Annotated in this window: 10 protein-coding genes; 5 read left to right on the top strand and 5 right to left on the bottom strand. The window is 70.5% G+C overall.

Going from position 1 to position 14,501, the window contains the following annotated elements; translation table 11 throughout:
- Window positions 1-46: 46 nt before the first annotated feature.
- The 3 genes from B3S45_RS07615 to B3S45_RS07625 form a co-directional block, all read right to left on the bottom strand.
- A complete protein-coding gene (locus B3S45_RS07615; protein WP_286718629.1) occupies window positions 47-1,579 on the bottom strand; it encodes an FAD-dependent oxidoreductase in 1,533 nt (510 codons plus the stop codon).
- Between the two features lie 80 nt (window positions 1,580-1,659).
- Window positions 1,660-3,237 carry a chitinase gene (locus tag B3S45_RS07620; protein WP_286718632.1) on the bottom strand — a complete coding sequence of 526 codons (1,578 nt, stop codon included), beginning with the start codon at window positions 3,235-3,237 and terminating at the stop codon, window positions 1,660-1,662.
- On the bottom strand, window positions 3,234-5,576 hold the full coding sequence (locus B3S45_RS07625) for a glycosyltransferase family 2 protein (protein ID WP_286718635.1): 2,343 nt from the start codon (window positions 5,574-5,576) through the stop codon (window positions 3,234-3,236). Before B3S45_RS07625 ends, B3S45_RS07620 begins: the two co-directional genes overlap by 4 nt.
- Before the next feature lie 182 nt (window positions 5,577-5,758).
- Here B3S45_RS07625 and B3S45_RS07630 point away from each other — a divergent pair, with 182 nt between their 5' ends.
- From B3S45_RS07630 to B3S45_RS07650, 5 genes are all read left to right on the top strand, one after another.
- Window positions 5,759-6,439: a TetR/AcrR family transcriptional regulator gene (locus B3S45_RS07630; RefSeq protein ID WP_286718638.1), complete on the top strand. Its 681-nt coding sequence runs from the start codon at window positions 5,759-5,761 to the stop codon at window positions 6,437-6,439.
- A 71-nt stretch (window positions 6,440-6,510) separates the two neighbouring features.
- On the top strand, window positions 6,511-9,216 hold the full coding sequence (locus tag B3S45_RS07635) for a cation-translocating P-type ATPase (RefSeq protein WP_286718640.1): 2,706 nt from the start codon (window positions 6,511-6,513) through the stop codon (window positions 9,214-9,216).
- A 39-nt stretch (window positions 9,217-9,255) separates the two neighbouring features.
- Window positions 9,256-10,485 (top strand): acyl-CoA dehydrogenase family protein, encoded by a 1,230-nt coding sequence (locus B3S45_RS07640; RefSeq protein ID WP_286718643.1) that lies wholly within the window; start codon window positions 9,256-9,258, stop codon window positions 10,483-10,485.
- An 86-nt stretch (window positions 10,486-10,571) separates the two neighbouring features.
- Window positions 10,572-11,723 (top strand): AI-2E family transporter, encoded by a 1,152-nt coding sequence (locus B3S45_RS07645; protein WP_286718646.1) that lies wholly within the window; start codon window positions 10,572-10,574, stop codon window positions 11,721-11,723.
- A 192-nt stretch (window positions 11,724-11,915) separates the two neighbouring features.
- Window positions 11,916-12,959: an ATP-dependent DNA ligase gene (locus B3S45_RS07650; protein ID WP_286718649.1), complete on the top strand. Its 1,044-nt coding sequence runs from the start codon at window positions 11,916-11,918 to the stop codon at window positions 12,957-12,959.
- A 10-nt stretch (window positions 12,960-12,969) separates the two neighbouring features.
- On the opposite strand, the gene B3S45_RS07655 is transcribed toward B3S45_RS07650, so the two are convergent.
- Entirely contained in the window at window positions 12,970-13,479 is a 510-nt protein-coding gene (locus tag B3S45_RS07655) for a nitroreductase family deazaflavin-dependent oxidoreductase (protein ID WP_083336493.1), read from the bottom strand.
- Window positions 13,476-14,501 (bottom strand): non-homologous end-joining DNA ligase, encoded by a 1,026-nt coding sequence (gene ligD, locus B3S45_RS07660; RefSeq protein WP_286718653.1) that lies wholly within the window; start codon window positions 14,499-14,501, stop codon window positions 13,476-13,478. Before ligD ends, B3S45_RS07655 begins: the two co-directional genes overlap by 4 nt.

Below are 14,501 nucleotides of genomic sequence, written 5' to 3' on the forward strand. Positions count from 1 at the left end.
CCGAGGATTCGCTTGACGTCGAGATATCGACCGGTCCCCCAGCCTACTATCCTGCGGCGACCTCTCCCGGCACACGGGGAAGCCGCTGCAGGTCGCAGACGGCCGGTCCCTCGATGCGCAGACCGGCGGCGGTGAATCGGGATGCGTGGAGCGGACAGTCCCACGAGCCCTCGGCGTCGTTCCACGCGAGCACTCCGCCCAGGTGGGGGCAGACGGCGTTCACGGCGCGGGTGACGCCCTGCACGGTCGAGACGCCGACGGGGTGACCAGCGCGATTGACGACGACGCCGTCGCCCTCGGCGGGTCGTGCGACGGGCACCGCGCGGCGCTGGGCGCCCACCCATCCGGATGCCGCCTCCCAGCCCACCCGCAGGTTCTCGATCCCGCCCCGGCCGAGATCGGCGGGTACGGTGAACCGGCGGGAGATGAGGTTCATCCACGCGGGCCGCTCCCGTCGGGGCGTGCGGGTGACCTCGGCGGCGATGCGCAGCGCCGCGGCGGGGCCGTTGGACAGTCCCCACTTGCCGAATCCGGTCGCGAAACGAACCCGGCCGAGCGTGCGCGGCATGACGCCGACGAACGGGATGAGGTCGTGCGACTCGTAGTCCTGCGCCGACCACGACGCGACGGGTTCCGCCCCGGGGATGTGCTCGCGCGTCCATGCGATGAGATCCGTCACGCACGCGCGCGGCGACGACGAGCGCCCCACCGGGTGCCCGTTTCCCCCGACCACGAGGCGTGCTCCGCCGTCGGGGCCGTCGGACGACGTGACCGACCGGAGGGAGCGGGTGGGCGCATCCACCGACAGGTAGAGCCCGTCGGGCACCTCGCCGTCGACGTCGAACGCGACGGCGTAGGAACGCAGGCCACGGGTCTTCGCGAAGTAGAGGCCGCGATCTGTCAGAGGCGCCCCGGTGGCCAGCACCACATCGCGCGCCGAGATGAAACCCGCGCTCGTCTCGAGCACGGGATGCGGCACCACGCGCAGCCCGGTGACGCGGATGCCGGTGTGGAGCGTCGCGCCGGCTTCCACCGCCGCCCGGGCGAGGGCGGCCGTGACCGCGTAGGGGTCGATCGCGACCTGATCGTCGAGCGCGACGGCATCGACGACCGGAAAGGGCAGCGTCGGATCGGGCGGCATACGATGCACCGGCAGCCCGGCCTCTCGCGCGGCCTCCATCTCGGCCGCCACCGTTTTCCCACCCGCGGCGGACTGCGCGTAGGAGTACGCGGTGCGGCGTGTGAACGGGACGCCGGCCTCTGTCGCGAACGCCGTGAGCCACTGTGCGCCGTCGCGGTTCGCGTCGACGTATGCGCGCACGAGCGATGCGGGATGATGCGCGCGGAGCGTCGACAGGACGGACCCCTGCAGGAGGGACAGCTTTCCGGTGTTCGATCCCGAGGCCAGATGTGCCACCTCGCCGGCGTCGACCACCGCCACGTCGCGACCGGCCCGCGCCAGCAGCAGCGCCGTCGACAGACCGGTGATCCCCGCGCCGACGATCACGACGTCGGGGCGCCGGCCGTCCCACGGCTGCGACTGGACAGGGTCTGCGGTGCGGGTCCACAACGACGTCATGCCCTCATGCAACGCTGCGTGACTGCCTGCGACAACCGGGTTGACAGCGCCCCGGCGACCCGGCCGGATCGGCCGGGTCCTCAGTCGTCGGCGCCGGCTGCGACCTCGGCCACCTCCGCTGCGGTGAGCGCGCGCCACGGCGAGCCGTCCGGGTCGTCGCCGATCGCGGCGGGGCTGTCACCGCTGGTCCACCACTTCGCCTCGAACGGCAGCCCTTCGAACTCGACCCGATCGCCGGCCTCATAGTCGGCGGCGCCGTCCCACTCGTCGTAGGTGCCCTCCGGGACCGTCGGGATCTCGTAGGGCTTCTCTCCGGGCAGCACCGGCCCGATGAGGGTCCACGGGCTGTCCGCGGCGACCGTCAGCGGGTCGTCCGGCTGGTCGCCCTGCGTCCACCACTTCGCCTCGTAGACGTTCCCGTGCCACACCGTCTTCGTCCCGGCGAGATAGCGGGTGTTCTCGCCCCAGATCGGATAGGGGCTGGTCGCGGGATCGTCGACCGGTGTCGTCGGCTCCGGCGAAGCCGTCGGCGACGGGCTCGCGGTCGTGGTCGCTCGTGCGGCCGGCGCCGAGAAGCCGGCGTCGAGCACACCGGCGAAGGTGAGATCGCCCTGATCGACGCCGCTGCACAGATTGGAGACCACGGAGGTCACGGCGTAGTTGTCGCTGCACGATCGATCGCGGTTGAGCGACCACATCGAGACCCGGCCGAGTCCCTGCGCATGGGCCGACGCGTTCACCGCTTCGGCGTCGGCGAGGGTGAATACCTCAGCGGGGATGTCGTTCTGCCCGATCATCGGCGTCGTGCCGATCTTTGCCCACAGCACCGCATCGGCCTGGGCGTCGTCGGCCTCCGCGTAGAGCGCATCCAGCTGCGCGTGAAGTCCCTCGAGTGCGGAGTCGTTGACGGCGGCCATGGACCGGCCGTCGAGGTCGACGCCGTAGTCCATGGTCATGGCGTTCACCCCCGCCAGGTCGACGCCGGCGGCCAGGAACTGACGCACCTGGTCGATGCCGTCCGCCGTGAGGCCGGTGGGCGACACGGGAAGCGTCAGCCATACCTGCAGGTCTCGCGTCTCCTGCAGCTGCGCGACCGCCTCGGCGCGCCGCTGCGCGGCAGCGGCATCGGCGAGGTCGTCGTTCTCGATGTCGAGGTCGATGACCTCCACGTCGTAGCGGTCGATCGCGGCCGCGTACGCGGCGCGGGTCTGATCAGCGGTGTCGCACGCCGTCGCCAGTTCCACCCCCGCGGCACCGCCGAAGGAGAGGACCACGTCGCCGCCGGCGTCGCGGAGCCGGGCGATCCGGCGGTCGAGGTCGAGGTCGCGCGCCGCCTCGCTCAGCGAGTAGGCACCTCCCCAGCTCGGTTCGCAGGCTTGGCCGCCGGTGGGGGCGGTCAGGAACGCCAGCACGACGCTCGCCTCGCTCTCGTCGGCGGGGTCCCCGAAGTCGTAGGTGGGCGTGAGGGTCACATCGACATAGGCCGCGAACCACGGGTCGTCGAACGACTGCACCACGGCCTGCGCCGCGACCCAGCGCACGCCGAACACGCCGCCCACGGCGACGACCGACACGGCGCCGACGCCGAGCAGCAGGCGCCACAGCGACAGCCGCTTTCCGGCGTGGGGCCCGGACGCCCGACCGCGCAGCGGGCTCATCGCACGACCTCCGGCGTCTGCTCATCCGAGGTCGCCGGCTCCGCGTCCGCCGGCGGCGGTGCGGCCGGCAGCGCGTCCCGCACCGACGCCACCCCGCGATGCGACTCGCCCGAAGCCGGGTACCCCCGGTACAGCACCTCCCGCCAGTCGACCTCGGCGGCCTCCGACGCCGCGGCCGATGCCTTCGGACGCGCGTCGACCCACATCCAGTCGGTGAGCCCGAGCCAGGTGTCGGCCACCGACGCGCGCAGGCCGATGTTCTCCAGCGTCGCCCACAGCGCCGTCACGGCGTTGAACGCCGCGAACGCCGCCGTGCCCCAGTTCTCCGACTGCGCGTTCCACCACGTGGTGTACACCGAGAAGGCGATGATCGCCCACGGCGCTGCGACGTAGAGCAGCTGCGTGGCGGTGCGGTCCTTCACCTTGGGTGTGCGGGCGAAGGGGATCTTGCGGCCGGTCAGCGCCTGCTCGATCGACTTCAGCACGCCGGCGAGGTTCACCGGCAGCAGGATCAGGTTGAAGCCGTAGATGCGGAAGATGTCGATGCGGCGGTATCCGCAGTACTTCAGATCGCTCGCCTGTGCCAGGAAGTACGGCAGCGCCGCGAAGACCACCAGCGGGCTCAGCAGACGGCTGTCGAAGGGAAGGGTGAGCATGAGGATGAGCCCGAAGCTCGCCCACGCGAGCGAGGCCATGTAGTTGGTGCGCAGCATCCACTCGGCGAGGGAGACCGATCGCCCGGAGCGGTGGCGGGAACGGGCGAATCGCCAGAACTTCGGCAGGATCAGGAGCCCGCCGTTCGCCCACCGCCGGCGCTGCACGACCAGCGATCCGAAGTCCGGCGGCGTGGCGCTGTAGCTCAGCCGCTCGGGGTAGTTCGCCAGCGTCCAGCCGCGGTCGGCGATGTCGATACTCGACTCGGTGTCTTCGATCACGGTGCGGTCCTGCACGTATCGCCTGACCTCGAATCCGTCGACGGTGTCGATCTCGAGGATGTCGTCCAGCGCCTCCATGCGGATGACGGCGTTGGCCCCCACCCAGAACGTCGCGCCGTGCGCGGTCATGCCCTGGTGCAGGATGTGCTGGATGTCGGTCGAGGCGCCCGCGAGCCGTTCGATGCGCGTGGGAGCGCCTCGGAAGGACGAGTACGGCGTCTGCGTGACCGCGACCCGCTCGTTGCCCGGCTGCTCGAGGAAGTAGACCAGACGGATGCAGTAGTCCCGCAGCAGCAGCGAGTCGGCGTCGAGCGTGAGGAGGTAGTCGGCGTTCGGCACGATGAGGTCGGCCGAGGTGGAGCCGGCGACCGGGCGCAGGAGCGTTCCGCCGGGGCCGTGCTCCTCGCGATACCGACCTCCCATCAGGCCGATGTAGGAGTTGAGGTTCATCGCCTTGTTCGGCTCGTGCGACAAAGACGCGTACTGCTTGCGCTCGAAGGTCGTCAGCTCGGCGGTGAAGATCTGCACAAGGCGGCGTCGCATGTCGCGCACGTGCGCCACGGTGGGCGTGTCGCCGTCGGCCGCCGCGAGCGCGAGCGCCTGCGCGGTGAGGTCCAGGTCGGAGGCGAGTTCGCGGAGCACCTGATCGATGAAGAAGGTGTCGACGTGGTCTTCGTGCGGCCAGGTGCCGGCCATGTCGCGGAGCCACTGGGAGGCGAGGTCGTAGTCGGCCACGAGGTGCTCGAGCGCTTCGGCGTCGACGACGGGATCGGGCCCGAGGATCCACCGGTGTTCGAGGGCGAACAGATTCTCGGCGAAGCGCGCTCGCGGCATCTCCAGCGCCGTCGCGATCTCGGCCGCGATCCCCCGGGTCTCCTCGAGCCGTGCGCGGACGGCCGGGTCCGTGGGTGTCGGCGGGTCATCCAGCAGCAGCACGACCCGCAGGTCGGGATATTCCTGCAGCGCCGCCGACCACATCGTCTTGCGGATGACGGCGGTCTCCTCGGCGTAGGACGGCACGAGAACGGTCATCCCCGAGCCTGCGCGGTGGGCGAAGTGACGGTCGAGTTCCCCCCGGGGAATACGCGCGTGGTCGCGGAACCGGCCGAACGCGCCCGAGCGTGCCACGAGGTACATCAGCGCGGAGAAGCTGAGGAACGTGACGACGAGACCGTAGAGGATCGCCTCGAGCGTCGCGAGGACCCCCTCGCCGGAGAGGATGCGGGGCACGACCGTGAAGACGAGATATCCGGCCCAGGCCGCGATCGTGACGATGATCGCCACACGCCCCCAGATGATCTTCATCTCGCTCGGCGTGCGATGCACCGTGTCCAGCGGTGTGCGGGTGCGCTCGGACCCCCACTGCGCCCGCCGCGACGACGGCTGCCGGTCGATTCTCCCCATGCGTGTTCTCCCCTCGGCGCGGCGGAACACATCCCCGTCGCGCGCCGTCGGCCACGCTAAGCGCGGGCACCGGGAAGGTTCCGCGACGATGCGAAGACTTGAGGTGCCCTTGGCGGAATATTCGCCGCGCTGGGTCGAACGTCGGGAAATCCTCACGCAGGTGGCGGGGTATGCTCCGGGGCATGCCGGCACCCGAGGACGGACCGATGACCGACACGCGCACGGCGGTGATCGCCGCCGCCTTGGACCTGTTCGCCGAGCAGGGGTTCGAGGCCACCTCGGTGGAGCAGATCGCCCGTGCGGCCGGGGTGTCGCGCTCGACGTTCTTCCGCCAGTTCGGAGGCAAGGACGACGTCGTCTTCGCCGACCACGAGCTGCTCCTCGACCGTGCCCGCGCCTGGCTCGACAAGGGTCACGACGATCCGTGGGCGGCCGTGTGCGAGGCTTCGCTCGAGGTGTACCGGCACTTCGCCGCCGACCCCGACCTCGCCCGCCGCCGATACGCCGTCGTGCGGGGCGTGCCGGCGCTTCGCGATCGCGAGATCGTCACGGTGTTCCGGTACGAGCGCCTCTTCGACGAATACCTGCGACGCGCGCTTCCGGGCCTCGACCCGGTCGACGCGGTGGGCTTCGCCGCCGCGGTCACCGCGGTGCACAACCACGTGCTTCGACGCCTGCTGCGCGGCCCGAAGCGCGTGCCGACGACCACGCTCGTCCGCGCTCTCGACGGGGTGCGGCGCCGTTACGGTGTGCTCGCCGACGACCCCGCGGATGAGACCGACGAGGTGGTCGTCGCGGTCTTCCCGCGGCGGATGCCGGCCGCCGAGATGACCCGCCGCCTGCGCGACCGACTCGACGACTGATCGGAGCCGGGCGCGCCGCTCCGCACACGCGGGGGTGCCGCTCGCGCGCCGGGGCGAGTAGCTTTCGGGGCATGACCACCGTCGATCCTCGCCCGACGACCTCCTGGTACGACCGGTCCGCCGATGCGGCGCTGACCGGGCTCACCGCCGACCGCGACCGCGGACTGTCCGCCTCCGCCGCCGCGACGCGGCTGGCCGAGCACGGACCGAACGCCATCGTCTCCGAACCTCCGCCGTCGCGATGGCAGGTCGCCCTGCGCCAGCTCGCCGATCCGATGAACGTCATGCTCGTGGTCGTCGCCGTCGTGAGCCTGTTCATCGGTCAACGCAGCGTCGGGATCATGGTCGCCGCCCTGGTGGTGCTGAACGTCGTGCTCGGCACGCGACAGGAGATGAAGGCCAAGGCCTCGGTCGACGCCCTGGCGAAGATGCAGGTGCCCCAGGCGAAGGTGCTCCGCGACGGATCGGTACGCGAAGTGGATGCCACGACGCTCGTCCCGGGAGATGTCGTCACTCTCGAGGCGGGTGACATGGTGCCCGCCGACGGAAGGTTGCTGCGCGCGGCGACCCTGGAGACCCAGGAAGCGGCGCTCACCGGGGAGAGCGCGCCCATCGCCAAGGACGCCACTGCGGTCCTCGACCCCGACACGACGCTCGGCGACCGGGTGAACATGGTGTTCCAGAACACCCAGGTGACCCGGGGGACGGCGACGATCGTGGTCACCGAGACCGGGATGGGCACCGAGATGGGCCGCATCGCCTCGATGCTCTCGGCCGTGGCCCCGGCGAAGTCCCCGCTGCAGCGGGAACTGGACTCCCTCACCGGCGTGCTCGGGTGGATCGCGTGGGGCGCGGTGGCCGTGATCGTCGTGTTCGACCTGGTGCGCGGCCAGGAGATCGCCTCGGTGCTCCTGCTCGGCATCTCGATGGCGATCTCGGCCATCCCGACGGGCCTGCCCACCTTCGTGCAGGCGATGCTCTCCAACGGGTCGCGGCAGCTGGCAGAGCACAACGCGGTGGTCAAGAACCTCACCGACGTCGAGACGCTCGGGGCCACGAGCGCCATCAACTCCGACAAGACCGGCACGCTCACCATGAACGAGATGACCGTCGAGTCCCTCTTCTACCTCGGCGAGTGGTACTCCGTGTCGGGGAGCGGATATGCCAAGACCGGCGAGTTCCGGCACGCCGCCGGCAGCGACGTGCCGGAGTTCCACCGCCTCGCCTACGGCCTGACGCTGTGCAGCGACGCCACCGTCTCCGACGACGGGGTCGTGGTGGGAGACCCGACCGAGGCGGCCCTCATCGTGCTCGCCGCCAAGATGGGGGTCGACGCTGAGCTCAGCCGATCACGCTATCCCCGGCTGGCGGAGGTCCCCTTCGACTCCGAGTACAAGTTCATGGCGACCTTCCACCGCGTCGACTTCGGCCAGGGCGAGGTGCAGGGCGCGTTCGTCAAGGGCGGTCCGGATGTGATCCTCGCCCGCTGCGGTTCTGCGGCAACCGCCGACGGTGTGGTTCCGATCGACCAGGAGCGCGAGGCGATCGTCGCCGCCAACCGCTCGCTGTCCGAGAAGGGACTGCGCGTCCTCGCCTTCGCGTACCGGCGGCTGCCCGACGACGCGGCGATGCCCGCCGATCCGATGGGCGCCGTCGAGGACCTCACCTTCGTCGGGCTCGTCGGCATCATCGATCCGCTGCGCCCCTCGTCGAAGGAGGCCGTGCGCATCGCCCGCGAGGCCGGCATCGAGGTGCGGATGATCACCGGGGACCATGCCATCACCGCCGCGGCCATCGGCGCGAAGCTCGGTCTCGGCGCCGGCGCCGCCAGCGGCGCCGAGATCCAGGCGATGAGCGACGACGAGCTCACCGCGAGACTTCCCGACCTGCACGTGTTCGGTCGCGTGACACCGCAGGACAAGCTGCGACTGGCGCGCCTGATGCAGGAGGACGGCGCGGTGGTGGCGATGACCGGCGACGCGGTCAACGACGCCGCGGCCCTCAAACAGGCCGACATCGGTGTGGCGATGGGGTCGGGGAGCGATGTGACCAAGCAGGCGGGGAAGATGATCCTCGTCGACGACAACTTCGGCACCCTGGTGGAGGCGGTGCGTCTGGGTCGGGCGATCTACGACAAGGTCGTCAGCTACGTGCGGTTCCAGATGTCGCAGCTGTTCGCCCTCGTGCTGCTCTTCCTCACGGCGAGCGTCTTCGCCATCAACGAGGGCGTACCGCTGACACCGGTCATGGTGCTGTTCCTGAACTTCTTCATCACGATCTTCCCCGTGGTCGTGATCATGATCGATCCGGCACCGGATGGGATCATGCGAAAGCCCCCGCGCGATCCCGCCAAGACGATCGCGAATCCGGGCGCGGTGGGCCTGTGGCTGCTGTACGGCGGCACGCTGTTCCTGGCGACACTCGCCCCGCTGCTGCTCTTCCCCGACCAGCTGAGCGCTACCGCACCGAACACGCCCGTGACGATGTCGTTCGTGGTGATCGCCCTCGGCTCGGTCTTCGCGGGTCTCGTCATGCGCCACGATCCTGAGAGCGGGCTCGCGGCGCCGATCCTCGGCGCGGTCAAATGGCTGTCGATCCCCGCTGCGCTCACGGTCGCGGCGGTCGAGGTGGGCTTCCTGCAGGACTTCCTCGGCACCACCGGGCTCGACGGCACGCAGTGGCTCATGGCTCTCGGCCTCGCGCTGATCATGCCGGTCGTCGTCGAGATCGAGAAAGCCCTCCGCCGCCGCCGTGACACTCAGTTCCGCACATCATGACACTGGGTGTCGCTAGAATGGCGACAGCGAAAGGATGCCATGGACGACACCTCCCTCCCGGGCGAGCGCACCGCGCGCTATGACCTCGGTGCACGGCTCGACACGGACTACTACGCGGTCTTCACCGACATCGACGACGCCGACCGCGCCGCCTGGAACCGCGCGAAGGCGCTCGTCGACGAGGTCGCGCCCCTCATGCGCGACGCGTGGGACACCGCCTCCTACCCCGTCGAGGTCGTGGGCCGGATGGGTGAGCTCGACCTCTTCACCGACGGGATCGACCATCCCGACCTGACGCACCTCTCACCCCTCGGTGCCGGGCTGGTCAACATGGAGGTCTCGCGCGGCGACGGCTCACTCGGCACCGTGCTGGCCGTGCAGGGCGGGCTGGCTCTGCGCACCCTCGCCCTCTTCGGCAGCCCCGAGCAGCAGGCCCGATGGCTGCAGCCCCTCGCTCGCGGCGAGGTGCTCGGGGCGTTCGCGCTGACCGAACCCGATCACGGCTCCGACTCCGTCTCGCTCGAGACCGCCGCCCGCCGCGATCGCGACGGCTGGGTGCTGCGGGGAGCGAAGAAGTGGATCGGAAACGGCGCATCGGGCGGCATCACCTTCGTGTGGGCCCGCGTCGACGACGAGGGCGCCGACGACCACGGCACGGTCCGCTGCTTCCTGGTGGAGCAGGACACCCCGGGCTACACCGGCACCGTCATCACCGGCAAGGTGTCGCTGCGCGGCATCCACCAGGCGCACATCGCCCTCGACGACGTGCGCGTGCCGCGGGATGCGGTGCTGCCTGGCTCGCACTCCTTCAAGGACGCGTCGGTCGTGCTGTACTCCACGCGATCGGGCGTCGCCTGGTCGGCGCTCGGCCACGCGACCGCCTGCTACGAGGCGGCCCTGTCGTATTCTCAGCAGCGCATGCAGTTCGGCAAGCCGCTCGCGAGGTTCCAGATGGTGCAGGAGCGCCTGGCGCAGATGCTCGAGGAGCTGACGGCGATGCAGCTGTACTGCCGCCATCTCGCCGACCTCGAGACCTCTGGCGGTCTGCGCCCGACGCAGGCCTCCCTCGCGAAGTATCACAACACCCGGGCCGCACGGCGGATCGCGTCCACCGCTCGCGACCTTCTGGGCGGCAACGGCATCCTGCTCGAGTACGGCGTCATGCAACATCTCGCCGACATCGAGGCCATCCACACCTACGAGGGCACCGAGAGCGTGCAGGCGCTGCTCATCGGCCGGGACATCACGGGTCTGAGTGCTTTCGCCTGAGCGCTCTCGCCTGAGGCCCTTGCCGAGCCGGACGCCGGCGCGCAAGGGGGCAGTTCCGATCCGCTCCCCTCGGTAGCCTCGACCCCATGGGCCTCTTCCGCCGCGAACCACAGCACGTTCAGCTCGATCCATCCCTCGCCGAGGAGCAGACCAAGCGCGCTCCCTGGCGGCTCTGGACCGACGGATTCGGGATGCTGGCCACCCGCGCCATCCAGATCATCGTCGTCGTGATCGTCGTCGCCGCCGTGATCTGGGGCATGCGGCAGCTCACGGTCGTCGTCATCCCGCTGATGCTCGCGCTCATCATCGCGTGCGCGTTCTCGCCGGTGATGGGATGGCTCCGCGCCCGCGGCGTGCCCTCCGTGGTCGCCACCCTGCTCGCGCTGCTGGCGATCGTGCTCATCCTCTCCGGTGTCGGCTGGCTGATCGTGTGGGCGGTGCGCGACCAGTGGGATGAGCTCTACGCCTCGGCGCAGAGCGGCATCACCTCGGTCATCGAGTGGGCGCAGGGGCTGCCGTTCGCCCCGACGCAGGACGACATCGACTCGTGGATCGCCACGGCCACCGACTTCGTCACGAGCGCGCAGTTCGGCTCGGGAGCGCTCGCGGGCGTCAGCGCGGTGGCGAACTTCGTCACCGGGTTCGTGCTGCTCGTGGTCATCCTCTTCTTCTTCCTCAAGGACGGTCCGCAGATGTGGGAGTTCCTCCTGCGTCCGTTCCGCGGCGACGACTACGTGCGCGCCCGCCGCATCGGCGACAAGACGGTGTCGGTGCTCGGGTCGTACGTGCGCGGCACCGCGACGGTCGCGTTCGTCGACGCCATCGGCATCCTGATCGGTCTGCTGATCCTGCAGGTGCCGCTCGCGATCCCGCTCGCCGTGCTCGTCTTCCTGCTCGCCTTTATCCCCATCGTCGGGGCAACCCTCGCGGGAACGCTCGCGGCCCTCGTCGCGCTCGTGGCCAACGGCTGGGTCAACGCCCTGTTCGTCGTCGGCGTGGTCGTGCTCGTCAACCAGCTCGAGGGGAACTTCCTGCAGCCGTTCCTCATGGGCCGGTCGATGAAGCTGCACGCCTTCGTCATCCTGGTCGCCCTGACCGTCGGCACGGTGCTCGGCGGCATCGTCGGCGCCGTGCTCGCGGTGCCGATCGCCGCGGCGGCGTGGGGCGTCATCCAGGTGTGGGACGGCCCGCACCGCCCCGCCCGCTGGGCGCGCCCGAAGGATCCGGTCGAGGCCTGACCGCGCCCCGGGGGCCGCAGCCCCGCAGCTCGGAAGGCTGCTACTCCAGAGGACATCGCGCCTCCAGAGGACCCAAACACCCCAAACCTCCTCCCCAACCGCGATCTCCTCTCCACGTGCGGGTGCGGGCGGGACGCGCGGGGGTCCTGCGGAAGGGATGCGGCGAGGCGGCGCGAGCGGGAGGATGAACCCATGACGTACGAGATACCGCAGCCGATGCTGGCAAAAGCGGTCCCGACGGTGCCCGATCCGGCGAAGACGCCGGGCGGGTTGAGCTTCGAACCGAAGTGGGACGGCTTCCGCGCGCTGGTGTCCTTCGACGGCGAGAGCGTCGAGATCGGCAGCCGCGGCGCGAAGCCACTGACCCGCTACTTCCCTGAGCTGGTCGAGGCCTTCGCACGCATCCTGCCCGAGCCGTGCCTCATCGACGGCGAGATCGTCGTGCCGCGCGGAGAGCCCGGTGCGCAACGGCTCGACTGGGAGTCGCTGAGCCAGCGCATCCACCCGGCGGCGTCGCGTGTGACGATGCTCTCGGAGCAGACGCCGGCCATGCTGATCGCCTTCGACCTGCTGGCCCGCGGCGATCGCGACCTGCAGGGCGAGCCCTTCTCGACCCGGCGCGCCGAACTCGTCGATCTGCTCGGCGGCGTCCCTCATCCCGTGCATGTGACCCGCACGACCGCCGACGCCGCCGTCGCCGAGCGCTGGCTCGCGGAGTTCGAGGGCGCCGGCCTCGACGGCGTCATCGCAAAGCCCCTGGATCAGTCCTACGCTCCGAACAAGCGCGCGATGTTCAAGATCAAGCACGCGCGCACGGCCGATGTCGTGACGTTCGGCTATCGCATCCACACCTCCGGCCGTGGCGTCGGCTCCCTGCTGGTGGGCCTGTACGACGATGCGGGCGAGCTCTGGAACGTCGGCGGCGTGGCCGCGTTCAGCAACCAGCGACGCCTCGAGCTGGTCGACGAGCTCGAGCCGCTCGTGGTGCGCGACGACGACGGCGCCGCTGTGACCGGCGCGACCGAGAAGTCACGCTTCTCGGGTGGTCGTGACGCCGGCTTCGTGCGCCTTCGCCCGGGGCGGGTGCTCGAGGTGCGCTACGACCAGCTCGAGGGGCGCCGTTTCCGCCACACGGTGCAGTTCGCACGGTGGCGCCCCGACCGCGAGCCCGCGTCGTGCACCTACGACCAGCTCGACACGGTCAGCGCCTACGACCTCGGCGCGGTCCTGGTCTGAATCGGGCGGCTCAGGCCTTCCGCTCAGGCGGCGTGAATTCGATCACCGGGATCGCCGCCTCACCCCCGGCCAGGTCGTCCATCGCCCGTTCGAGGTGCCGCCATGCCGAGGGATGCTCCCGCGCGTAGCGCGCGAGGACCGCGGCGGATTCAGCGGGTGCAAGGATGCGTGCATGCGCGGGAACCCGCCGCGCGGTCCCGGTGGAGAGGAAGGCGACGCCGTTCGCGGAGATGTTGCGGTACCACTGCGAGGCGGTGCCGAATCCGGAGGCGACGCGCAGGAGGTTGCGCTCGCGGGAGACGACCTCGACGACGACGTAGCGCGGCCGCCCGCTCGTGCGACCGAGGTGCTCGATCATCACGAACCGTTGTCCGAGCATCCATCCGAACCCGCGGCGGAACATCGGGATCGGCAGACGCATGAGCCAGCGGGTGCGGAGCAGGCGCGCCACCAGGCGGTCCGTCACCGGGGAGAGGCGCGCTTGCTCCGCCTCACGAGCGGATGCGCGTGGACGGCTCATCCGTCCTTCTTCGCTCGGCTGGGCTGTACGCGCGGCGGCTCCCCCGGCATCTTCGGGAAGTCCGGCGGAAAGGGCAGCTCGCCGAGCCCGGCCTCGAGGTCGCGCTGCCACCAGGCCAGGAGGGTGTCGATCCGGCCCGGTCGTGCGGCGATGTCCGCCCACGGGTCGCCGTGCCGTTCGAGACGCTCCGGGATGCTGCGCACGGTGAACGCGGACGGGTCGACCCCCGCCTCGAGCTCGTCCCAGCTGAGCGGGGTGGAGACGGTTGCGGCCGGCAGCGCGCGGGGACTGTAGGCCCCGGCCATCGTACGGTCGCGGTTGGCCTGATTGAAGTCCACGAACACGCGATCGCCGCGCTCCTCCTTCCACCAGGCCGTGGTGACCTTCTCCGGCAGGCGACGTTCCAGTTCGCGCGCGAGCGCGATGACGGCGTGGCGCACATCCAGGAACTCGTGCGTCGGCTCGATCGGGCAGAACACGTGCAGACCCCGGTTGCCGCTGGTCTTCACCCACGGATCGAGCCCCGCCTCGCGCAGCACCCCGCGCAGCTCGGGCGCGACCGCCGCGGCGTCGTCGAAATCGGTCGCGCCGTGGGGGTCGAGGTCGATGCGCAGCTCGACCGGACGGTCGGTGTCGGCCGTGCGCGAGGCCCACGGGTGAAAGACGACGGTGTTCATCTGAGCCGCCCACACGACGGCCGCGGGCTCGGTGAGGACGAGCTGCGGATGGCGGCGCCCGCTGTTGTAGGTGACCGTCACGGTCTCGACGAAGTCGGGGGCGCCCTTGGGCGGATTCTTCGAGTAGAACCGTTCCCCGTCGACGCCGTCGGGGAACCGCTCCAGCGACACCGGGCGATCGCCGTTCGCGGCGAGGAACGGGTCGGCGACGGCGATGAAGTACTCGGCGAGCTCCCGCTTGGTGATCCCCGCCTCCGGCCACAGCACGCGGCTCGGGCTGGAGAGCCCGACCTCGCGGTCGCCGTGCGGTCCCGGGACGGTCAGCGTGATGCGCTCGGACGCCAT

This window comes from Microbacterium sp. UBA1612, assembly GCF_002321605.1.
In the GTDB taxonomy this organism is placed as follows: Bacteria; Actinomycetota; Actinomycetes; order Actinomycetales; family Microbacteriaceae; genus Microbacterium; species Microbacterium luteum.

Coding starts and splice junctions, on each gene's coding strand:
- B3S45_RS07615 (WP_286718629.1), bottom strand. CDS start 1,579: ATGACGTCGTTGTGGACCCGCACCGCAGACCCTGTCCAGTCGCAGCCG.
- B3S45_RS07620 (WP_286718632.1), bottom strand. CDS start 3,237: ATGAGCCCGCTGCGCGGTCGGGCGTCCGGGCCCCACGCCGGAAAGCGG.
- B3S45_RS07625 (WP_286718635.1), bottom strand. CDS start 5,576: ATGGGGAGAATCGACCGGCAGCCGTCGTCGCGGCGGGCGCAGTGGGGG.
- B3S45_RS07630 (WP_286718638.1), top strand. CDS start 5,759: ATGCCGGCACCCGAGGACGGACCGATGACCGACACGCGCACGGCGGTG.
- B3S45_RS07635 (WP_286718640.1), top strand. CDS start 6,511: ATGACCACCGTCGATCCTCGCCCGACGACCTCCTGGTACGACCGGTCC.
- B3S45_RS07640 (WP_286718643.1), top strand. CDS start 9,256: ATGGACGACACCTCCCTCCCGGGCGAGCGCACCGCGCGCTATGACCTC.
- B3S45_RS07645 (WP_286718646.1), top strand. CDS start 10,572: ATGGGCCTCTTCCGCCGCGAACCACAGCACGTTCAGCTCGATCCATCC.
- B3S45_RS07650 (WP_286718649.1), top strand. CDS start 11,916: ATGACGTACGAGATACCGCAGCCGATGCTGGCAAAAGCGGTCCCGACG.
- B3S45_RS07655 (WP_083336493.1), bottom strand. CDS start 13,479: ATGAGCCGTCCACGCGCATCCGCTCGTGAGGCGGAGCAAGCGCGCCTC.
- ligD (WP_286718653.1), bottom strand. CDS start 14,501: ATGGCGTCCGAGCGCATCACGCTGACCGTCCCGGGACCGCACGGCGAC.